Source organism: Solibacillus sp. CAU 1738 (genome assembly GCF_039888725.1).
Taxonomy (GTDB): domain Bacteria; phylum Bacillota; class Bacilli; order Bacillales_A; family Planococcaceae; genus Metasolibacillus.
Genome location: NZ_JBDQQN010000007.1, coordinates 78,619 through 99,887 on the forward strand (window position 1 = coordinate 78,619; position 21,269 = coordinate 99,887).

Genomic DNA, 21,269 nt, shown 5'->3' on the forward strand with positions numbered 1-21,269 from the left:
ATTCCCCCCATTAGACCCTGATTTTATGTTTTAGCAAATGATTCGCAATCCAAATGGCACTGCCTAACACGAGGATGCTTGCTCCGATTACCATTAGAAATATTTCAAGCGGATAAAAATAGCTTGTATTACCAGCTAATAAAAACGGCGTAATAAAGACACCGAATGAAAGCATTCCATAAACAATTGCGAAGAAAATACCTTTTAAACGGTAACTCCGCTCAAATAAAATGGCCGTGAATAGGACTGCTACAAAAATTAGCCCGAACCCATACATCATAATAAATTCAATAAATGTGTTCGGATAGAGCAAGAGCCATAAATCTAGATGATTATTTTCAAAAATTGAAAAATACGTTCTATAATCTGCTGGTACAATACTATTAACAATTTGCATATCTATTAGTATTAATAATATTTGCATAGTGATTAAGCCAAGTACTAAAAGCATAATTGTCGTCAGTTTAGCAAAGTAAATATTTATTCTTTCAGTCGGCAACATTAATAATCTATAAATAAATGTATTTTTCCCAAACCAATCTCGATACCAAATAAAGAAAACATATATCGTCAACATTGCGATACAAAAGTAGATTGGTATTTCAATCCATCCAGAAGAAAAGAAATGGTCAAATGAGAAAGTCCCGTATTGCTCAGTATATTGACTTACTGATAGTTGATTTTCATAAATAATGCGATTCGCACTAATCATATATCCTTTTGAGAAGATAATTGCGCCAAAGACCTGACAGACAATTGTTAACCCCATTAAAATTAAGTACAGTTTGAAAAAACGATTTATTTCGAAATTAACAAGTTTTACATAGCTTTTCATCCACGATACACCTCCCGCATGACATCAACGACCGATTTCCCTTCATTTTCACGTACATCCTCTACGTTAAATTCCTTAATAACTTCACCGTCATTTATAAGAACTGCTGTATCAATTAAGTGTTCAATATCACTGATTTCATGAGTTGTGATAATTACACCACGCTCTTCAATTAAATGACTTGTAAACACCTCTGCAATTTGTTCACGCGAGAAAATATCAATACCAGAGAATGGTTCGTCCATCAGTAAGTAATCCACATCTAGTGCCAAACCTAATAGCATATTGACTTTAGCCGCATTGCCCTTTGATAAATTGCCAATACGGTCTGTAGGATCTAGTTTGAAAAATTGCAGCAGCTCTTCTGCCCTTTGTGGATTCCAGCTGTTATAAAAATCCGCCATGAACGTAAACGCATCACTTATTTTCATTTGAGGCAGCATCGTGATTGTATCGGGAATATAGGTGATCTTTTCATAGCTTTCTTTTCGAACCTTTTCCCCATCTATCAAAATATCCCCGCTATTAATCGGAGTGAGGGCCATAATCGCTTTCATAATTGTTGTTTTTCCTACTCCGTTAATACCGATTAAACAAGTAATTTCCCCTTTTTTAGCAGTGAAGCTAAGACCTTTTAAAACTTGCTTTCTGCCGTATTTTTTCTTAATATTTTTCACTTCAATCATAACTATTCCTCCGCTTCCCCGCTTTCGGCATCATGTTTTTTCTTAACGAGTTCCAACACTTCAGGTAACGGCACATTGATGGATTTAATGGAACCTAAAAATAAGTCAACCGCTTCGATAATTAATTCCTCACGAACACTTTTTAGGACTGCTTCATCTTTCGTAATGCAGCTCGGCATATTTCCCTCAGTAAAAATCAATCCTTGTTCCTCCATTTCCTTATAAGCTCGTTGTGCAGTATTGGGATTAATCTTTAGCTGATTAGCCAATTCCCTTCTTGATGGAATCTCTTGGCCAGTTTCAAAATATCCCTTAGCGATTTGCTCTTTAAAATGCCTTATAACCTGCACATAAACCGGATCGCGATTATTAAACTTTACATTCAATCAACTCAACTCCTTATAAATCAAACTAAAGTGTATTAAGCGCTTAATACACATTGTGCATAATGATGAGCTAGGTACTTTTTTAAAAAAGACCTTCCGTTAAATCTTTACTTCGCTAATCCGTCGGGTGTATTAACCAGTTCATACACCTTCCTCAAAAAATGTGTAAAATTGTTAATGTATTCCTTGAACTGTATTATAGGCTTAATACACCTATTGCGTCAACCAAATTTGTAAATAAATATAAATATTTGGTAAACCATCTAATTAAAAGGTTCATCGTGAACATAACAGACTTAAGCAACTAACTCTTTTCTGACTCATATTCAGTTGAAGGGATATGCGTTTTATCAGAAGAAAAGATGTTTAACAAAAAAAGCATTAACCCTTTTCGGATCAATGCCTTAATCATTGAATATAATTGTACATTTAATTATTTCGCATTAGATAGATTTTCATTCTGTCTCTTTTTTTTCGCAATAACTCCTATACATCCTACAATTATCATAAGGATTGAAATTACTTCAAAAGGTACGAATAAAAGCAGAAATCCGATTCCTGCAAATCCATCTTGTGTTATATCTCTATAGATAAATGAACCAGCAACAGTAAAGATGGGCGTAAAAATTAATGCAAAGTACAAGCCCCATATTATAAAATTAAGTGTCCAAGGCCGTTTAAAAGTAAGAATGAAAGTTAGTATTAAAAAATTATTAGTACTACGGATGAAATTGTTATAATATGAACCACTCTCCCTTTAATTGCTATTCTTTTCTACTTTTCCCGACAAGGTTTAAAACAAATGCATACCCAAAAACTAAAAGAGTACAACCCATCAGAACTGCAGCAAACGTCCCAAGTCCAATCCCATACCATGGATCAACATTAAATGCTACGATAACGCTACTGATAAATACGATAATTGTAAGGATTAAACTTGCAATAGCGGGTACATAACTTTTTCTTTTAGAATGAAATTGATGAAGATAAGTTATCAATAATCCAATCATGATTATATATATAACCGTAATTGTCGTTCCGTTTACGAGTTGATTAATCCCTTTTATTAACCAATTACTGGAATTTTGATTAGAAACAGCCATATGAACAGGTTGTAATTCTTCCGTACCAAGATCTAATACAAAAAGATCATTTTTGGCAGGGTCAATTGGCCAATTCGTATAGTTTAAAAATGCTATTTGATTTTGATGATGGAAAAATATAGGCGCAACTACAGAAGAATTAAAATCTGTTAATCTTTTCGGTTGACGCTCTTCGGTATCTATTATAAATAGCTCATATTCATAAAGAGGACTGTTTAGAGATTCTTCCGCAATAGCCGTGTAAGCCAGTTTATCCTCATTTGGGGACAGTTGAATATAGTAGCTATCATTTGGCAGCGCTTCTGATATTGCCGCTTCTTTTTCCAACTTGTTTTCAAGTGAATACATAGTAACTTTTTCTTTATTCATATCAAACAACCTATAATATATTGCTTTTCCATCATGTGAAACAATAAGTGATTCCATGTCAAAATAATTTTCATTAGTTAATTGTTTGATATTTTCACCATTTATATTAACACTATATAAATCAAATCCCTCAGTCGTTTCGCCCTCAGCTTTTTTAAAAGCCTCTGCCGGCATTCCAATGTAATAGATGGTTTCTCCTGTATAGGAAAAGACCGCTTCGGAAACGTGAACGCTAGTAGGTATTAATTGCTTCTGTTGACTTCCATCCTCATTTGCTATATACAGCGAGTTTATACCCTCTGGATTTTTAGATAAAAATATTATTTTCGTACCATCATGAGAGTATTTCGGTGCATGATGTCTATCTGTTTCAGAACTAGTTAACTGCTCAACGTCTGTACCGTCCACATTAGCTTTATAAATCCCTTCTTGACCATCTATGTAATAGGAAAAAAGAAAGTGTTTATCATCAGGTGAAATATCAAATTCATCTCCCATACCAGTGAAATACTTATAAGGGTCGTCATCCCGTAATAAAGCATAAACAAAGGTCCCAACTAACAAAAAAGCTGTAGCTACTATTAAGTAAATAAAAAGTTTTCGTTTTTTCAAACTTTCCATTCCAAGTCCCCCTTTATATATTTTGTATACAATTTGACGGAAATAATTGGTAAAGGTTTCGCGTTTGAACGTGTTCACCCTTAGATGTTTTAAATAAAGGAGTTGTACATTATACGACTAAGAGAGTAATAGTCGTTTAACGGTAAAGTCCTACTATAATATTCAACAAATAGAGCGTTAATCTACTTATTTGATTAACGCTCTCATAATTTTTGGGAAATATTCACTTGTTCAACAAACCTATTTACCTAAAATTGTTTTCATTTCTTCAGACTCCATAATTGCAGCATTTCCAAAGTAAGTACTTGCTGCCAAAAATACAGCTAGACCTAAATAAATCATAAACAATTTTAGTTTTGTTTTATTATCAGTTTTATAATAAGTAGCTGTTTGCTCGTATTCATTTTTGATTTTTTGAACCTGTTCATCAAAACGTAATAGAAATTCATTGATATAATATTTATCTTGTTCTTCTGTTGTTTCTAAATCTTCCACTTTATTTAAAATATCAAATGAATCTCTCAATGATTCGTTTAAAATACTGGATCTAAACGATCGTGCAAAATACGTAAAGTTACTAATGGATGATGCATTTCGAGAATGTTCTCTTAGCAATCTGTTTGTCTCAATATATGTTGCTACCTCTTTTTCATCATTCACTAGATTTTTTTGTTGCTTATAAATTTTATACCACGTTGTTGCACCAACAATTGTTATAATAAATGCTAAAAAACTAAAGGTATAAATCGAATAACCAAGTATAATGATTAACCCTATCGCCCACAACTTTGTGCTAATACCAGCTGCAATTCGTCCTCCATCCAACGGCGTAATTGGAATTAAATTAAATAAATTTATTAATCCTCCTAAAAAGATAACTAGTGCCCAAAACGAATCCCCACTATAAAAATACAATGGAATCGCCGGTAAAAAGGCAAGCAACCCGAAAACTGGCCCCATATAGGCTAAATAGGCTTCATCCTTCGCATTTTTCGGCATTTCTTTCATAGAAATGGCGGCTCCAACAAAAGGTATAAAAATTGCAGGGCTTACAGGTAATTTTAATTTTCTAGCAGCGTATGTATGTCCCATTTCATGTATAAATATTAAATAAACCAAAGCTACTGCAAACTTCCACCCGAATAGGAGCGCATACATCCATAAATATACGGCCATACTGATTAATGTTTGAAACTTCAAAACTTTTAATATTACTAAAACAAATTTAAATTTAGATAAAACAAATAACCCAGCCGCAATAATTACTCCCCAGCCTTTTTTATTTTTCAACGATTTCTTCACCTCAAATCTGAATTATTGCTCTTAGCGTCATGTATAGCTACCTAATATTCTACTATAGTTCTATCCTGAACATTCTGTATATATTAATTAATTTACGAATGAATACTGTATTAGTTTCATATTATACAATTTTACCTAAAATACGAACTTTTTTAATAATTATTTCCATATTCTTTTCATCGATTCATCTATATTTTTGCTCTATCAACATTAAAATAGGCAGCTTAAAATAAGAATCCGCTAACAGTATGCTTTCTATTGATACAGATAATAAAAAAACTAGGCTTCATAATTAAATGAAAGCCTAGTTTTTGTTAAGCGTTTATTATAGATTTTTTAAAGGAAGGCTTCACTTCTGCAATAATAATCGCTATAAAGATCAGGAAGCAACCAAAAATCATTCGCCCTGTTAATATTTCGCCTAATAATAGGACAGATAAAAGTGTACCAAATATAGATTCTGTTGACAGAATTAACGCAGATTTTGTTGGGTCTGCATATTGCATTCCAATATTTTGGCATGCATAAGCAACGAGCGTACAAAAAACTGCAAGATAAATAATCGTTAAGATGCCTTCCGTACTTGCTGATGTTGGAATTTCCCCAAGTGCAAAGACACCAATCCAGCTTAAAATCGATGCTACGATAAATTGAACGATTGTTAATGCTAATGCATCTTCTTTTTTTACGAAAACATTCGTATAAAAAATATCGAATGCAAAAGCAATGGCACATAGGATTGATAACATATCCCCGAGATTCATATTAAAGGAATCTTGTAACGATAAAAATCCGATACCGACAATCGCGATGATAGCTGCCAAAATCTCAAAGCGGTCAAATCGCCGTCTATAAATGATGTACGCAATGATTGGTACAACAATGACGTTAATGGCCGTTAAAAAGGCATTTTTAGACGGAGTTGTATACTCAAGGCCTAGTGTTTGCAAGGTAAACCCTATAAATAAAATAGCACCTAAAATGGAGCCTTTCCAGAATACACTTTTAGAAATAAGCCTTAGTTTTTTATTAAAAATAACCGCTAATAAGATCGTTGCTAGTGTAAAACGGAGCGCCATTAATTGCATTACGCTCCAATGCTCTAAGCCTATTGACATCCCAATAAAACCGCTACCCCACATAACAGCGGTAATCATCATTAATAATTCACCTTTATACTTCTTCATGAAAAACCTTCTCTCTAATACTTAGCTACAACAACCTGATGTTTTTTTCGATGTAATTAATAAAAAGATTAAATAATATTAATCTAACATCCAATTTCCGTCATTCCTTATAGTGATTCCATCAGTGCTTCATATGTATGCTGATTAAATGTCATCGCCGCATCTATTTGCTTGATATAGACTCTATTTTTGCAAATAGATTCACTAAGCAGTACATCTTTTTCCTGTTTTTAAAGAAAAATATGTTAGCCCTTCATTCAAATTACTTTCTCACTATATTAATAATACCATATTTTATAAATGAAAAAAGCGTCAAACCATATTAAGGTACAACGCTTTTCAAAGCAAAGTATTATGTTATTATTTTACGTTTAACGAAATTTTGTGTAAAATCAATTAGTCTTTTATTTACGTCTTTTTGAATATAGTCATAAGCATGTAGAAAAATACTAATATGTTTTGACCACATCTTAAAGCGTCTTTTTGAAACAAATAATACGATTTGCTTCTGTAAAGCCTAATTTAAGATGCATTGCTAGACTTTCGTTATTTTCTAATTCACAATCACTTGCAAACTCTTGGCAGTCTTTGATCTTTGCCCATTTCTCACAATTCTTTACTAAGCTTTTGGCAACTCCTTGTTGACGAAATGCATCTTTTACATAAAGCCCTTCTAGATAGCCTACTGGACTCGTACTTGTCCCTTCAACATAATCATAGCGCAATTGGCATTGCGCAAACCCAATGGACTCACCTTCATGGAAAGCTAAAAATATAGCTGCATCTTGTTGTTCAATCAGTTCCTCCATTTGTTGAATAAATTCTTCTAAAGTGTGGTCTGGCCAAAGCAGCAAAGCTAGTTCAGCAGCTTCTTTAGTATCTAGAATTGTCGCCTCTCTAATCATAAAAACCCTCCAATTTCATTGATATATACTTAAAAGTAGTTAATAAATCGCTTCTTTTTGTTCACTATTATTATATTGTATTATTTGCTCTTCATTTTATCAGAAGGATTCTGTATATTCATCTCAATAAGGCAATAATTCTATCTTTTTTGTAGCAATAGCGTTAACATAAAATTCGTTATGATCTATCCCTATCATTGTCGGCTGATATTTCTTAATAGCATCTAACAACTGATTAATTACCATAATATCTAAGTAGTTGGTCACTTCATCCCACATAAATAACTCGTTTTTCCCTAATAATGCATGCGCTAAAAATACTTTTTTCTGTTCCCCAGAGCTCCAATTTTTGCTGGATTTATCGGAAAAACTAGCTCGCTGGATACCTAGTTGATATAACAAATGCCAATATTCTTCTTTTTCTTCTTTAGTTGATAATTGCGTAATAAAGGAAGAATAATCTAATTCCTCTTGGCTTTTTTGATTTAAGATTGATACATGTTCAGGGAGATTTATTCGGTATTCTCCAATCGTTTCTAGCTGTTCGTTTCCGAGAATAAAATTGAATAAGGTCGATTTTCCAACTCCGTTTTTTCCTTCTATAAAAAATCGCTCATTTGGATATACATCTACATTGATTGGCTCAAAAAGTGGTATACCATCACGCAAAATTGAAAAATCACGGAAGAATAACACTTGTTTTCGTGGATGTTCAACAATCATTTTAAGCGCGGATACATGCTCGATATTATGTATCAAACTTTCCTTTTCTTCAATCATCGTTTCGGTTCTTTTCTTAATGGCTTTGGCTCTTTTCATTTGTTTCGCAGCTAGTCGCCTTGCTGAAGCATCATTTGAACTATTTTCTTTTTTTTGCCCCCAAGCACTCACTTGTCTCGAAACATCATTTAGCCTTTTTATTTCCGTTTTAAGTTTAGTATTCGTTTCTTCAGAGAGTTTATCAGCATTTGCTTTTTCATGTTTCCACGTCTCTACATTGCCACTTATTAAATCAATCGATTCTTTATTTATAGCTAATACATGGTCGATGAATTGATTTAAAAATGATTCATCGTGACTAATCACAATATATCCTTTTTTACTTTTTAAATATTGTCCAACGATTTTTCTGCCATGTAAATCTAAATTATTTGTTGGCTCATCAATTAAAGGAAATGAATTTTCATTCAAAAATAGCTCTATGAGTAACAATTTTGTTTGTTCTCCACCACTTAATACGTGAAATTTTCTATCTAGTATTTCATGTGATAAATCCATTAATGTTAGTTCACGTTCGATTTGCCAAATATCGATATGCGGATTATGTTTCATTAATACTTCTAAAGCGGTGAAATCGTCATGGCTGTTCGGATATGAAGGGAAATAGTTTAAATCTAACGTAGATTGTATTGCCCCTTCATATTCTAGTTGATTTAAAAGGATGTTTAAAAAGGTCGTTTTCCCTCGACCGTTCCGACCAACAAGCCCTAACTTCCAATGTTCATTAATGTTTAAGCTGACATTTTTAAATAGCGGCTGCAGCATAGATACATATTTAAATGTCATATTTTTTATTAATATATTTCCTGTCATTCTATCTCCTCCTAAAAAAAGGCTAATGAAAGTACAAATAAAGGCAAAATAAAAAACCTTATGGCACATTAAAGTAGCCATAAGGTTTATCTGCACGTTAAAAAGAGTTTACGTCCATTAAAAATACGCATACTGGGAGCACGATAAATATGACAACTTTAGTCGATCTAGTTGAATAAATAAGTTTGTCATTTTGCTCACCTTCTTTCATTTAATGTATATTATTTTACCATATAATGGAGGTGTGTGCATTACTTAATAATAAAGTTTCACTGATGTTTCCATCCAAGCACCCGGCAGCCATTTATTAAAGGATGTATCAGCGTAATCGAACACTATAGTGTCTCATGGATCTAGGGATTCCTTTTAACTCGAGTAATTCGTTATAAATTAAATGTCGTATCCTATACTCTAGAAAGAAAATATCAATAAATTGATGCTGATATATTTCTCCGATAATGAGCCCTACTTTGATAAATTCTTTAGTTTCCTGACCATTGTGTAGGTTCTCAATTGATTCTAAAATAAGTGAATCATAATGATCTTCAGGTAAAGCTAATATTTCATCACTATCAAATGAACATAAAACATCTCTCGTTTCAGATAGCTTTTCCCATTCCTTACGAAATTGTCTGCATTCTTCAGCCGTTAATAGTTTATGGTTGTCAATACGCTCAAATATTAGTTCTAAAAAATCTGCATCAACTTGCGCCGTATGAAAAATAGCCTGCTTTTCATTAGTTTTTCTATATTTCTCATATAGATCTGTTGAGTTCATTAGATAAATATCATTTGTCTTTTCTCGTAGTAAATAGAGAATAAAACGAAGGCCAATTTGTTCGTCTGCATTATTGCCATACCAAATATAGATGGGAACATCATTCGAAATATCCTCAATTTGCAATAATGTATTGTTGAATTTTTGTTGCATTTCACCATCTTCCTGCTCGTAATTGATATTTTCAAACAACCATTCATTTCGGAAATTTTGTCCTATTTTTTCATGCAACTTCCATAGGGGGCCAATCGATAAAGAATCTGGAACGCCAATCACCGTTTTTGGTCTAGGTAATCCTACACGTAAAGATCCTGCTGCTGACTCTGACATTACGATATGAATGGCCCCTTGTTGTTTTTCCTGTATAGTTGTGGATTGACGATAGGAATGAATTTGCCTATTTATTTCTTCTATCAACCCGTTTAATTCATCTTGACTTAAGAACATGCTCCTACCTTGAACTTGTCGATGTTCTTCATGTAGAAACTGCTCAAATTCATCCGGATTATTTATTTCATATACCTCGAACAGACCAACTTCAGTAAAATCTGCTGAAGTTAAATATTTATGTGTGTGAATTTGATATACAAACACTATATTTGGTTCCATTAATAGATAGATATACGGATAGTTGAGTTTTGTTTTCGAAGTAATCAACTCCTAATCATAGCTTAAATTCAGCAATTTTCCTAAATACATTGGGTTAATAAAAATTTATTAGTAAGCATGAGCAAACCAAACTGTATGCTTTGCTTCCTCCCCACAACAAATACATGAATTTTTCGTTATTGGTGGGTTAAACGGAATGTTACGTGAAGTGAATTTTGTCTCCTCTTTTACTCTTTCCTCGCACATATTATTGCCACACCATCCAGCAAGAATCCAACCTGGAATGGAGCCGTTGTCTTTTGAAGAGGCGATATGCTGTTGTAATTGCTGCAATGTGTCTATATTTGTATGAGAATGAGTATATCGGAGTAAACGTGCTTTTTCTAATAAGCGAGATTGCATCATTGTTAGCTCTGTCTCGATTGCTGAAATAATTTCATCCAGCTGAATGATTTGTTTTTCTCCTTCATCACGTGCTTTCAGTAATGCTTGATTGTTTTCTAAATCACGTGGTCCAAGTTCAATACGAACTGGTACACCTTTTAATTCACATTCATTAAATTTGAAGCCTGGTGATTGGTCGGAATCATCAAGTCGGACTCGAATTCCCTTATTCTTTAAGGCAGCATAAATCTCATCAAGTTTCTCCATAATGCCAGGGTTCTTTTTCCATGGCCCAACTGGAATTAAAACGACTTGGGTTGGAGCAATACGTGGCGGTAACACTAGCCCTTGTTCATCACCATGAACCATAATAACGGATCCAATTAAGCGTGTTGAAGTACCCCAAGAAGTAGTGTGTACATATTGATGCTGATTTTCTTTATTTAAATACTTAATATTAAATGCCTCTGCAAATTTTGTGCCTAAATAATGAGATGTACCTGCTTGTACAGCCTTCCCATTTTTCATCATCGCTTCAATCGAATACGTATCAACAGCACCGGCAAAACGCTCTGAAGGTGTTTTTCCTCCGTCATAGACAGGAATAGCGAGTAACTCCTCTACGACTTCCTTATAGATATTGAGCATTTGCATCGTTTCTTGACGTGCATCATCTTCATCAACATGTGCAGTATGCCCTTCTTGCCATAAAAACTCTGATGTGCGAATGAAAGGCAGTGTTTTCTTTTCCCAACGAAATACATTTGCCCATTGATTGATTAAAACTGGTAAATCACGATAGCTTTTAATCCAAATAGAATATAGGTGACCGATCATTGTTTCTGATGTTGGGCGAAGTGCTAAACGTTCTTCTAGTTTTTCGCCCGCTGCTTCTGTTACCCAAGGAAGCTCAGGGGAGAAACCTTCAATATGATCTTTTTCTTTTTCGAAGAAGGATTCCGGTATTAGCATTGGGAAATAGGCATTGCGGTGACCGGTCTCTTTAAAACGACGATCCATTTCTTCTTGTATATGCTCCCACATCTCATATCCATCTGGTTTGAAAGCGATACAGCCGCGCACCGGTGTATAATCCATTAAATCTGCCTTTTGAATTGTTTCGATATACCATTTTGAAAAGTCTGATTGTTGTAATGACATTTGAACATCCTCCTTATTGTACAAAATAAAAAGCACAAAGCTGCCCTATGCATAAGGACGTCTTTGTGCGTATCAACGTGGTACCACCTAGATTTAGTTTTAAGCGAGGCTTAAAACCCTTTACCGTTTTGTAACGAAAACGACTCGGTTATGTTTGCATAACGTCTCCGTGGTAGGGTTTCAGAAAAGAAGTGGTGATATAGCTCTCAGCAACTGCTATATTTTCTGTTTCACAATTCTTACTTACTTGGCCACATCATTGATTTAATATTTCATTCAACTTTAACAAAACAGTAAAATGATGTCAATCTCACGCGCGTAATACCTTAAAAGTGTTATCCATTTATTTTAGTTTGAATAAAATTATTTTGCTATTATTGGAACTCATAACTCATGTCTAGGTTTATGTTTGGGACCGTAATAGCATTCAATATAAGGCAAATGAGCTAACTTAAAACCTGACGTTGGAACCCATTCTGTATAAAGTTGCTTCCAAGCTTCAGTTATATTCGGAAAAACTGCCCATGTAGATGGTGGAATCGTTATGGTTTCCATATCTTTTGGAATTTCCCCATCAAATCGCACGCCCATGAAATAGGTAAACTCATCATCGGTAATCGCTGCTTCTTTCCCACATACGCCTAATAAGCTTTCTAGGGTACATTTTGGGTTTTCCCAAGCCATCTCTTTTAGTTGTTCTATAACCCCTTCTTTTTTAGCATTGTTCCAGAGCGTTGGAATCGTTTTAAATGCCTTGCTTGTTTGTACTGGCATTCCTCTTCCTACGATTCTTAATTCATATTCTATGTTTTCAATTCTGTAATCCATTTCCTTATCTCCTTTAACGATTTTCTATGTTTAGAGAATAAAAGCTTATTCAGGTTTTCAGTAACTAATGATTTTCAAAAATCATTTAATATAAAATTTATTCTACAAATCAAATGATTTTCCTTTGAAAAGTGGGATGAGTTTAATTTAGTATCATCTAAACAATATAAATTTTTTATTTGCGAAAGCTTGAATCCAATTTCAAGGGAGCAACCTTAGCTTATCTATATCTATGTATTTTCGCTACTTTTATTAAGTATTAAAAGCTTGTCACAATGGCAAATAGATACTGCCATAAAAGGAAATATATGCAATAATAAAATGATAGTTCCTTATTTTATTTGTTCAAGTTTTATTCATCAATATTAAAAGGGGTTGAGTATTTTGGGTTCAAGAATAATGCATTTAATCATTGGTAATAAAATAGCAGATTCTTTATCAATAAAAGATAAAACTCTATTTTTGCTTGGCAGTATTGCTCCAGATGCTGTTTTTGCATTTGAGCAAAAGAACTTATCACATTTTTTTATAGGGGATGTTAAAGATTATTCAAGAAGGGTTGATTATAAAGGGTTTTTAGATAAATATAGCTCACAAAACGAAAATGTAAATCATTATATATTAGGATACTATACACATTTAATTGCTGATGATATCTTTTTAAGAGGTTTTAACCTTTCGTGGTTAAGGAACCGAATGGAAGCCGATGAAGGATTACATAAGCTATACCATAATGATTTCAAATTGCTAAATGGAAAATTATTAGAATACTATGGAGTAAAAGATGAACTAAAAAAACAACTTAGTCATTTTCCAACAATTATGGATTTAGAAGAAGTTAAATCTATAGATGTTGAAAAATTTGTTCCTTATGCACTTGGAGATATGGAATACGGTAATGAAGTTATAAATGAACAGCTTAATGTATTTACATTTAATCAGATTATTGGTTATATAGAAACTTCAGTTGATTTGGGTTTGCTAAAAACAAAAGAATTGTTAGCGGAGGGTTAAAAATATGGCATTCATTGATCCATCGACTTTAAAAAAGTGGTTGTCCCCTCACTCAATACAATGGTATAAACAGCTTGGTGAACTGCAAGAGAAGTACTTATATCCTTGGAATTCTACAGTATCGGATTGGAATGGAGAATCAATTTTTGATAAAGAAGTATTTCAAGTTATAAAGAATAAAAAAGTAATTGAAATAGGCTGTGGACATGGCGATTTCACATTGAAATGTAGTGTAGTGGCAAAAGAAATAGTTGGTTTTGATGTGACAGATCAATTCATTCAAGTCGCTAATGAGAATAAAAAGGCAAATGTATCATTTGTTGTTGGAAATACAAAACATGGTTTACCTTTTGAAAAAGATGCATTTGATTGCGCAATTATTAGAAAAGGTCCAACCTCTGCATATCCCTCTCTCAAAAAAGTCGTCAAAAAGAATGGTGTAGTAATGGGTCTTCATCCAGGAGATCAGCAAGGTAAGGAGTTACCGGTTTTATTTCCAAATCTGTTCCATTGCATAAAAGGTACTCCAATTTTAGATACACTAAACGAAAGACTTTCTGCTAGTAACTTTTCTTCAAGTAAGATTGAAGAAATCAATAGTATTGAAACTATTCATTCCCCATTAGATGTCCTAAAGTTATGCTGTTTTGGACAGCTGCCTTCAGTTTACGAAACATTAAAAGAAAAACACTTAAAAGAAATTACTACTATTTTTGAGCAAAATGCAACAGCAGACGGCTTACCTATAACGTTTTCCCGTTATATCGTTCGAGCCATAATATAAATAAAAGCAGCGTCGATTGTTTACATCCACGCTGCTAATCTAATTCATTAATATTTAATTGTCCAATTACGTCATATCCATTTTTCCAGCCTTTTGGTTGAATAATAGTGCCAGTCGAATACGGTACATCACCTAGCACAATATCTTTAGGAAAACTATGGCCAATGATTACTCTGTTTTTTCCTGTTTGCGTTGGTAATTCGAATAACCTATTAATTTCATAAATTATTTGTTTTCTTTTAGCAGCAGTCATCTTTGGTTCTTCACTTAAAGGAACAATTTCCGCTAATGAATAATCAATTCTAATCATCTTATTGGGAAACGCTAGCTTTGCAGTGTCAACTGCTCTACAAAAAGGACTTGAAATGACACTTGGTTCAATTGGTATTCCATTTTGCCTCAGGACGTTGCCAATCATTATTGCTTGTTCTTTCCCTTTTTCGGTTAAATTCCTTTGAGTACTACAATCTTTAAAATTTACATTTTGTGCATCTTTCCCGCTTGTTGCTTCAGCGTGCCTAAAATAGATGATATAACCACCATTCAGTAGCTTGTCGAATGTCATAATATCCTCCAATAATGAGATATTTATATGATAAATATTAGTCTATTATAGGTACTGCAAAAAGGTTCCTGAATGAATGTCTAACTTAACTCGGTACCACAGTGATTACAAAAACTTGCATTTACGATATTTTCTTGTTTACAACTTTGGCAAATCAGTATTAAATGTTCACCACATTGATTACAAAACTTTGCATTAATAGGGTTTTGCTGATGGCAGTTAAGACAATTTAAAGATTGATTTGATTTGTTTCCTTGTTGAATTGCATTAGAAATTTCTTTTACTCCAACTGTTGTTTCTTTTGCTAAATAGTTAAATGTATCTTTTGCAACTGGTGCATATTCTCTACTCTGATACTTTGCAAGATTTCCACCGTAACCTAATCCTGAAAGTGTAAATCCGACAAATAAGAGCGGTATTGCTACAAAAAATAGCCAAAAGTATTTCGGTTCCTCAAATATTTGCAGTGTAAAAAAATCAACAGCGGCTACTATCATGCATACTAAACTTATAATTAGTAGTGTAGGTCCTAGTATACGGAAAAATGAACGTGCTTTTCTATGTTGATCAGGTATAAATTTATCTCGCTCCATAGCTGAGCTCCTTTTAATAATTATTTATAAAAAAACATTAATCTGCCGCTTTTATTAGTAAGCTCAATTAAAAAACTGTATTTAATATTGATGATCGAATAGATCTTATAAACAATGCTTCTCGTGATGGATGTATTCTATTTGTTAAAAAGATACAGTAAATCTCCTTTAATGGATCAAACCATAAACTAGTTCCAGTGAATCCGAGATGTCCTATGATCGCATTCTCTCTTACATCAGTAGAAAAGAAATCCCAACCCAAACCTCTTGGCTCGTTTAAATGACTAGTATGATTTATCATAGAATTAGCTATTAATTGTTCGTTTAATATTTTTTGTCCTTTATAAAAACCTTTTGACATAATCATATTGCAAAATTGAACTAAATCATTAGCAGTTGAAAAGACTCCAGCATGCCCTGCAATACCACCTAAAATAGAAGCATTTTCATCATGAACAGTTCCCTTTAAACATGCCTGAATTTCTTCTCTAAATTCTGTAGGAGCTACTCGTAAAAGATAGTCTTGATTATGTGGGGTAAACATAGTCTCATGCATATCTATCTTGTTCCAAATATGTTTTTGGACATAATCATATAAAGATTCACCACTTATTTTTTCAACAATTTCACCTAATAAAATAAAACCTCTATTGCTATAAGAAACCATACTTCCGTTGGCATTTTCAAGCGGACTTTGTAGGATGCCTTTAATCATTTCATTTTTACTTTCGCCGTATTGTTTTAAATAAGTACGAGCCGAAAGACCAGAAGTATGTGTTAATAATTGAGCTATCGTAACATTCCCTAATGGACCATCTTCAGATTCTGGATAGAATTCTTTTAAACAGGATTGTAAACTAAGTATACCTTGATCTATTAAATGAAGTATGGCGGGGAGGGTTGCTACAACTTTAGTTAAAGACGCTAAGTCGAATATTGTATCTAAAGTCATTTTTTCTTGAGTAGGTTGAATTTGACGAGAACCAAAAGCTTCTGCCCACTTAATTTCTCCTTTTTCAGCTAATACAATGACACAGCCAGGAATAAGAGCTTTCTTTGTGGAATTTCTCAACTCATCTCGTAAATTTTTTAAACTTATTTTCGAATTATTCGGTAATGGATGTTCACTTAAATACTTTTCATTAAATGACCATATATTATTTTTGCTCATGCTTTCTCTCCTCAAAAATTATCTTAAATCCGTATAACATAAATTTGGTAACATAAAATTCTATAAAATAAAATTAGTAAATTACGTTGTTTATCTATTGAGCAAATGACAATATATTGTTGAATGTATTGAAGGCTGGGCGTGCATCTGTAGGCTGCGCCTGGTCCCTCCTTTTTCATTTTCTCTTCACTACACCATATCATTATTTCAAAACAAACTCTCCCATTTTGTGTAAATGAATTACAAACAGCTTTTATTGGTTTTCTAACAAAGGTAGCGCTAGGAAAATGCGAAAATATAACGTTAAGGGAATTACAATAAAAAAACCCTCAATCTCGGACTGGATCAAGGGTTTCCTGTTTAATAAAATGGATTTATTGTTTAACTAATGTGTGAAATTATATTCTTAGTCACCTTATTATTTAATCGGTATTCGTGTGCCATTTACAATGATAGCTGTAACATCGTTAACATCCAGAGGTTCTTTCGTACCCCAACTTGAATTGAAAGTATGTTTATTTGGGTTTTGACTTCCCCCTTCACCTTCTAACTGGATAATACTATTTACAGTTTCAACTTCTACTAACATATCACTGACCATGTTATTTTCTTCTTTATAGGTACCAATTACTTGTAATCCTAGAGGACTAATTGTTATATATTCAAAGAGTTGCCCTTCAACTAAAATGTCATTTTTCCAAGTGCGAATATTTTGTTCTGAATCACTTATATTTGCTGCTACCTTCCAGTTGCCTTCAACGCCAGAAGTAACGGCACCATTATAAAGCAGATCATAGTTACTAATATTCTCTTCTTCTACAGAAAATACATATTCTTCGTATTTATAAACTGCATCAGCATAATCGTCATTTTTCTGATCAAGTAAGTTATTTTCCTTATCTCTGTAAAATACGAAACTATAATCATGTTCAATTAAATTACCTTCTGGACCTTTTAAAGAAAGCATTGCATCACTAGGACCAAACTCTTTGTCGAAAATTTTCCCTAGTTGCACATGTAGTTTTCCTTCTATTATACCTATATTTGAAACCCACTGATCTTTTTCACCATGGGGCATATTAGCATAATGACTTGGCATTAACGCCTCTGATATTGAACTTAAATCTTCAGGCCAGTTGCTTCCTCCCCAGATTTGTTCATTTTCAATTGGTATTGTTTCAACATCTTCAGTTCCTGTAAAGTCGACAGAAATAGGTTCGTCTATATAGTTTTTTACGTCAAAATAAATAAGGAAACTGCTAAGCTCCAATGGATCTGCTAATGGAGAATTCGGATCACTTGTAATATCAAACTCATAATAAATGGTATTCGTATCTTCATTAAAATAAAGGATTTTTTGGCTTAATAAAAAGCCGGCTGAAATAAGCTCCTCTTCTCCATTAACTGCTTCATTTGAATTCATTTTTACATTGAACCCGTCTTTGAAGCTAGTCTGTTCTGTAAGCCTGTTTTGACCTGTTATATCCTGAAGAGATAAGTAAACAATTGCTTTATTATTATATTTCTGTGCACCGATTACCTCCATGCGGATTCCTTGATCCTCACTATAAACTTCAACTGGCTCAATAATCTCACCAAAAGAAGGATTAAATCTCTCTATGAACCAATCGAAATTTCCTATAGCAGCAGCTGTTGCACTTGCAACTATCCCCACCGACAATACAATAGTCGCAACCGTTGACCATGCCCATCGTCTGTTTTGCCTAGCAGGGATAGTCGCACTTTCCTCATGTAATTTGCTTTTAACCTGTTCTACAAGTTTACTTGAATCAACATTGATTTGTGAAAGCGTATCATAGATAGTTTTTTCGTCCTTATCAAATTTGCTCATAATTAGACTCCTTTCTACAATATTCAAAGTTTAGATATTTAACGAATTTATCTTTAGCCCTTTGATATTGCTTCCGTAAAGCAGCTGTGGAACTTCCTGTAAGCATTGATAGTTCTTCGTAACTTCGATCCTCCATTATCCGCCCATATAATAAGGCACGCTCTTTCGGTTTAAGTTTCTGTAAAGCACGAAGCGTCTCATCACTCAAACCTGTATCTTCCTCTGGAATAACTACTTCACTACGAAGTTCATAAAAAAATAAGATCTTACGCTTTTTCAGTTGATTTAAACAGCGATTATATGTAATTTTGTACAACCATGCAGAGAGATTATCACCATCAAAAGTATCCCATTTTTTATAGGCTGAAAGAAAAACTTCTTGTACAATATTTTCTGCTTCATGATAATCACATAATATCGTTGTTGCATAGCGAAGTAGTTTTTCACCATAAAGATTGATTGTTTCTTCCAGCTCCTCTTCTCCCATTTCAATAATTTTTTTATCCAAAAGCTCACCTCTTTATTAATTAGTAATCAGTCAACTGTACCCTTATAACAGTTTAAAGTACTGTTTTGTGACAAAAATTTAATTATTTTATTAAAAATTTAAAGTGTAAGTAGGTTTTCGTCGTCAAGTTATAGCGCTTAGCCCAATGTTAAAAAAGCCAAACCCTTGATAGTTAAGGGATTAGCTTTTGAGATTGAATGTTTAATACTTTGTTAAACTAATAGATATTTTCTCTATATTCAGATGTACTAGACACATCCTTGTTTAGAGTTAAACCGCATTTTTCTGATGGTAAACAAGTCATATTTAAATTATGCCAATAGTTGATTCAGTTGTTTTTCAATTTTTTGTAGCTCTCTTGTAGCAGTATATCGCTTATCCTTTAGCTTATTTATCGTTTCAGAAATATCATCAATGACTCGCTGTAGTTTTATAAAGACATAATCAATTTCTTCATGCACTTTCCAAGCACTAAATATGTCATCAGTGAAAAAATTAAAAAATTTTACAAATCCATTAATATTAATTTCTACGTCATGTAGTTTAAGTTCTTCAACATCGAGTAGCTCATTTTTAAAGTTTTGAAGCGCCATTTGAGCATGATGAATAAAGTATGAAGTATCTTTTAGTTTGTCGTATTTCATTTTCGTTGCTTTGATTCCACCGCCCCAAAATAGGTCCCAATCTGAGTAGTCCTTCGCTTTTTTCATATCTTCTAATGCGGTTAATAGAACTTGATATGCTTTTTTTCCCGCTTCGATCGTATCATCTATTTCTGTTATTAATCGTTGGCATAATTGTTTTTTTATATCAATCTGCTCTATCTCGGCAATTCGATCCTTATTATTTACACGTAGCCATTCCTTTTTATCTAAAACGTTTTTTTCTAAAGTGTTTTGTAACGTTATTTCGTCCAGTGAATCTATACGCAGTTGCAACTCTTTTAGTTGGTGTGAATACTCCTCGGCTACAGCATAACTTTCATTCAACTTGAATTCTTTAATTGCAGCTAGTTTTTCCTGTTCTTGAACATCGCTCTTACCAAATAAACTGCGTATGGAAGTAATAAATGAGTGTTTCTCTGTTTTGTCTAATTGTAATTTAAGTTGCTGAATATCCGTTTCGTATTTAGAAATATCAATTTGCACAATTTTTAATTGTTTTTCAATTGCCTTCTTTTTTTCTTTTAATTTTTCTAATTCATTAATTTGCCGATTGACGTACTCAGATTGAATTTGTAAGGTTTTCCAATCCATATTAATTAAATCCCCCCTGATTTGTCTTTATGTATCAACTGCTCTTTATTGTTATACGTTAATATCCGATATTATGATTCAATTATAGGGTAATTTTAACGTAAAGTGGGGTTTGGTTTACCAATACCTCTTTTGCTATTTTCTGCACTGATAGCTCAAAAGTTTACGTAAATAAAGAGCTGTCCTACTTACGGGACAGCTCTGTTAATCAATACAAATTATTTATTACCCCAAAACTCCATAGGGTTGTCTTGATTACTATGTAATGGCATTTGTTTTATTACCATTGCACGCTCATGCTTCTCTTTTTTTAGCTCATTGTAAATGAACTTAGATTTATCAAGGCCTACTTGGGTAGCATCTTCTACAGATTGACAATAGAATACTTGCTCAATGCCTGCAAAATACATTGCTGTTAAACACATTGCACATGGTTCACCACTTGCATACATCGTAAAGCCTGATAGATTACCAGTTTGTAACTGTTGTTGGGCACGACGAATAGCAAGTAGCTCCGCATGACCGCTTACATCATGTATTTTGTGTAATTCATTGACACCTTCAGCAATTACTTCTTCATTGTTTACAAGCACTGCACCAAACGGTTGTCCACCTTCCTGTACATTTTGCACGGCTAGTTGTATAGCTCTTTCCATAAATTGATTCATCTATATGTCCTCCTACAATTCTATATTTTTATCTTAACGGAAATAGATGCCATTGTCTTTTGATTAATATTGTTATCGATTATTTCTTTAGGTTGGAGATAATTATCTGCT

General features: G+C 33.3%; 19 protein-coding genes, 1 pseudogene and 1 other annotated feature. Of the genes and pseudogenes, 2 read left to right on the forward strand and 18 right to left on the reverse strand.

Going from position 1 to position 21,269, the window contains the following annotated elements; translation table 11 throughout:
• Nucleotides 1-10: 10 nt before the first annotated feature.
• The 11 genes and pseudogenes from AAFN87_RS17170 to AAFN87_RS17220 form a co-directional block, all read right to left on the reverse strand.
• On the reverse strand, nucleotides 11-835 hold the full coding sequence (locus tag AAFN87_RS17170; RefSeq protein ID WP_347792291.1) for a hypothetical protein: 825 nt from the start codon (nucleotides 833-835) through the stop codon (nucleotides 11-13).
• Nucleotides 832-1,521, reverse strand: coding sequence for an ABC transporter ATP-binding protein (locus tag AAFN87_RS17175; protein ID WP_347792292.1), 690 nt, complete (start codon nucleotides 1,519-1,521; stop codon nucleotides 832-834). The genes AAFN87_RS17170 and AAFN87_RS17175 overlap by 4 nt, the downstream gene beginning before the upstream one ends.
• Nucleotides 1,522-1,523: 2 nt before the next feature.
• Nucleotides 1,524-1,907, reverse strand: a complete 384-nt coding sequence (locus tag AAFN87_RS17180) for a GntR family transcriptional regulator (RefSeq protein WP_347792293.1) — start codon at nucleotides 1,905-1,907, stop codon at nucleotides 1,524-1,526.
• Between the two features lie 764 nt (nucleotides 1,908-2,671).
• Nucleotides 2,672-4,000, reverse strand: coding sequence for a TolB family protein (locus AAFN87_RS17185; RefSeq protein ID WP_347792294.1), 1,329 nt, complete (start codon nucleotides 3,998-4,000; stop codon nucleotides 2,672-2,674).
• A gap of 240 nt (nucleotides 4,001-4,240) precedes the next feature.
• Nucleotides 4,241-5,290: a site-2 protease family protein gene (locus AAFN87_RS17190; protein WP_347792295.1), complete on the reverse strand. Its 1,050-nt coding sequence runs from the start codon at nucleotides 5,288-5,290 to the stop codon at nucleotides 4,241-4,243.
• A 326-nt stretch (nucleotides 5,291-5,616) separates the two neighbouring features.
• The gene (locus tag AAFN87_RS17195) at nucleotides 5,617-6,489 is read right to left on the reverse strand and encodes a DMT family transporter (protein ID WP_347792296.1); all 873 of its coding nucleotides are present in this window, start codon (nucleotides 6,487-6,489) and stop codon (nucleotides 5,617-5,619) included.
• Between the two features lie 470 nt (nucleotides 6,490-6,959).
• Nucleotides 6,960-7,394 (reverse strand): aminoglycoside 6'-N-acetyltransferase, encoded by a 435-nt coding sequence (gene aac(6') / locus AAFN87_RS17200; protein ID WP_347792297.1) that lies wholly within the window; start codon nucleotides 7,392-7,394, stop codon nucleotides 6,960-6,962.
• Between the two features lie 123 nt (nucleotides 7,395-7,517).
• Nucleotides 7,518-8,987: an ATP-binding cassette domain-containing protein gene (locus tag AAFN87_RS17205; RefSeq protein WP_347792298.1), complete on the reverse strand. Its 1,470-nt coding sequence runs from the start codon at nucleotides 8,985-8,987 to the stop codon at nucleotides 7,518-7,520.
• Nucleotides 8,988-9,306: 319 nt separating this feature from the next.
• Nucleotides 9,307-10,359, reverse strand: a complete 1,053-nt coding sequence (locus AAFN87_RS17210) for a DUF1835 domain-containing protein (RefSeq protein ID WP_347792299.1) — start codon at nucleotides 10,357-10,359, stop codon at nucleotides 9,307-9,309.
• A gap of 123 nt (nucleotides 10,360-10,482) precedes the next feature.
• Nucleotides 10,483-11,919, reverse strand: coding sequence for a proline--tRNA ligase (gene proS, locus AAFN87_RS17215; protein WP_347792300.1), 1,437 nt, complete (start codon nucleotides 11,917-11,919; stop codon nucleotides 10,483-10,485).
• Between the two features lie 50 nt (nucleotides 11,920-11,969).
• Nucleotides 11,970-12,188, reverse strand: a binding site (T-box leader).
• Nucleotides 12,189-12,303: 115 nt separating this feature from the next.
• Nucleotides 12,304-12,765: pseudogene (locus AAFN87_RS17220) on the reverse strand (GyrI-like domain-containing protein); the annotation flags it as partial.
• A gap of 366 nt (nucleotides 12,766-13,131) precedes the next feature.
• Here AAFN87_RS17220 and AAFN87_RS17225 point away from each other — a divergent pair.
• Nucleotides 13,132-13,761, forward strand: a complete 630-nt coding sequence (locus tag AAFN87_RS17225; protein WP_347792301.1) for a zinc dependent phospholipase C family protein — start codon at nucleotides 13,132-13,134, stop codon at nucleotides 13,759-13,761.
• 4 nt (nucleotides 13,762-13,765) lie between these two features.
• The gene (locus AAFN87_RS17230; protein ID WP_347792302.1) at nucleotides 13,766-14,545 is read left to right on the forward strand and encodes a class I SAM-dependent methyltransferase; all 780 of its coding nucleotides are present in this window, start codon (nucleotides 13,766-13,768) and stop codon (nucleotides 14,543-14,545) included.
• A gap of 34 nt (nucleotides 14,546-14,579) precedes the next feature.
• Here the strand turns inward: AAFN87_RS17230 and AAFN87_RS17235 are convergent, their stop codons facing one another.
• The 7 genes from AAFN87_RS17235 to AAFN87_RS17265 all read right to left on the reverse strand — a co-directional run bounded on the left by AAFN87_RS17235 (nucleotide 14,580) and on the right by AAFN87_RS17265 (nucleotide 21,158).
• On the reverse strand, nucleotides 14,580-15,110 hold the full coding sequence (locus tag AAFN87_RS17235) for a histidine phosphatase family protein (RefSeq protein ID WP_347792303.1): 531 nt from the start codon (nucleotides 15,108-15,110) through the stop codon (nucleotides 14,580-14,582).
• An 80-nt stretch (nucleotides 15,111-15,190) separates the two neighbouring features.
• On the reverse strand, nucleotides 15,191-15,703 hold the full coding sequence (locus AAFN87_RS17240) for a double zinc ribbon domain-containing protein (protein WP_347792304.1): 513 nt from the start codon (nucleotides 15,701-15,703) through the stop codon (nucleotides 15,191-15,193).
• Nucleotides 15,704-15,770: 67 nt separating this feature from the next.
• Nucleotides 15,771-16,874 (reverse strand): serine hydrolase domain-containing protein, encoded by a 1,104-nt coding sequence (locus AAFN87_RS17245; protein WP_347792305.1) that lies wholly within the window; start codon nucleotides 16,872-16,874, stop codon nucleotides 15,771-15,773.
• A gap of 418 nt (nucleotides 16,875-17,292) precedes the next feature.
• Nucleotides 17,293-18,726: a hypothetical protein gene (locus AAFN87_RS17250; RefSeq protein ID WP_347792306.1), complete on the reverse strand. Its 1,434-nt coding sequence runs from the start codon at nucleotides 18,724-18,726 to the stop codon at nucleotides 17,293-17,295.
• The gene (locus AAFN87_RS17255; protein WP_347792307.1) at nucleotides 18,713-19,234 is read right to left on the reverse strand and encodes an RNA polymerase sigma factor; all 522 of its coding nucleotides are present in this window, start codon (nucleotides 19,232-19,234) and stop codon (nucleotides 18,713-18,715) included. Before AAFN87_RS17255 ends, AAFN87_RS17250 begins: the two co-directional genes overlap by 14 nt.
• 311 nt (nucleotides 19,235-19,545) lie before the next feature.
• Nucleotides 19,546-20,490 carry a hypothetical protein gene (locus AAFN87_RS17260; protein ID WP_347792308.1) on the reverse strand — a complete coding sequence of 315 codons (945 nt, stop codon included), beginning with the start codon at nucleotides 20,488-20,490 and terminating at the stop codon, nucleotides 19,546-19,548.
• Between the two features lie 218 nt (nucleotides 20,491-20,708).
• A complete protein-coding gene (locus AAFN87_RS17265; protein WP_347792309.1) occupies nucleotides 20,709-21,158 on the reverse strand; it encodes a nucleoside deaminase in 450 nt (149 codons plus the stop codon).
• Nucleotides 21,159-21,269 lie beyond the last annotated feature (111 nt).

Bases quoted from the DNA above. Each gene is read 5' to 3' on its own strand.
- AAFN87_RS17250 (WP_347792306.1), bottom strand. From the start codon at position 18,726: ATGAGCAAATTTGATAAGGACGAAAAAACTATCTATGATACGCTTTCA.
- proS (WP_347792300.1), bottom strand. From the start codon at position 11,919: ATGTCATTACAACAATCAGACTTTTCAAAATGGTATATCGAAACAATT.
- AAFN87_RS17265 (WP_347792309.1), bottom strand. From the start codon at position 21,158: ATGAATCAATTTATGGAAAGAGCTATACAACTAGCCGTGCAAAATGTA.
- AAFN87_RS17260 (WP_347792308.1), bottom strand. From the start codon at position 20,490: ATGGATTGGAAAACCTTACAAATTCAATCTGAGTACGTCAATCGGCAA.
- AAFN87_RS17170 (WP_347792291.1), bottom strand. From the start codon at position 835: ATGAAAAGCTATGTAAAACTTGTTAATTTCGAAATAAATCGTTTTTTC.
- AAFN87_RS17235 (WP_347792303.1), bottom strand. From the start codon at position 15,110: ATGACATTCGACAAGCTACTGAATGGTGGTTATATCATCTATTTTAGG.
- AAFN87_RS17240 (WP_347792304.1), bottom strand. From the start codon at position 15,703: ATGGAGCGAGATAAATTTATACCTGATCAACATAGAAAAGCACGTTCA.
- AAFN87_RS17230 (WP_347792302.1), top strand. From the start codon at position 13,766: ATGGCATTCATTGATCCATCGACTTTAAAAAAGTGGTTGTCCCCTCAC.
- AAFN87_RS17195 (WP_347792296.1), bottom strand. From the start codon at position 6,489: ATGAAGAAGTATAAAGGTGAATTATTAATGATGATTACCGCTGTTATG.
- AAFN87_RS17175 (WP_347792292.1), bottom strand. From the start codon at position 1,521: ATGATTGAAGTGAAAAATATTAAGAAAAAATACGGCAGAAAGCAAGTT.
- AAFN87_RS17185 (WP_347792294.1), bottom strand. From the start codon at position 4,000: ATGGAAAGTTTGAAAAAACGAAAACTTTTTATTTACTTAATAGTAGCT.
- AAFN87_RS17245 (WP_347792305.1), bottom strand. From the start codon at position 16,874: ATGAGCAAAAATAATATATGGTCATTTAATGAAAAGTATTTAAGTGAA.
- AAFN87_RS17205 (WP_347792298.1), bottom strand. From the start codon at position 8,987: ATGACAGGAAATATATTAATAAAAAATATGACATTTAAATATGTATCT.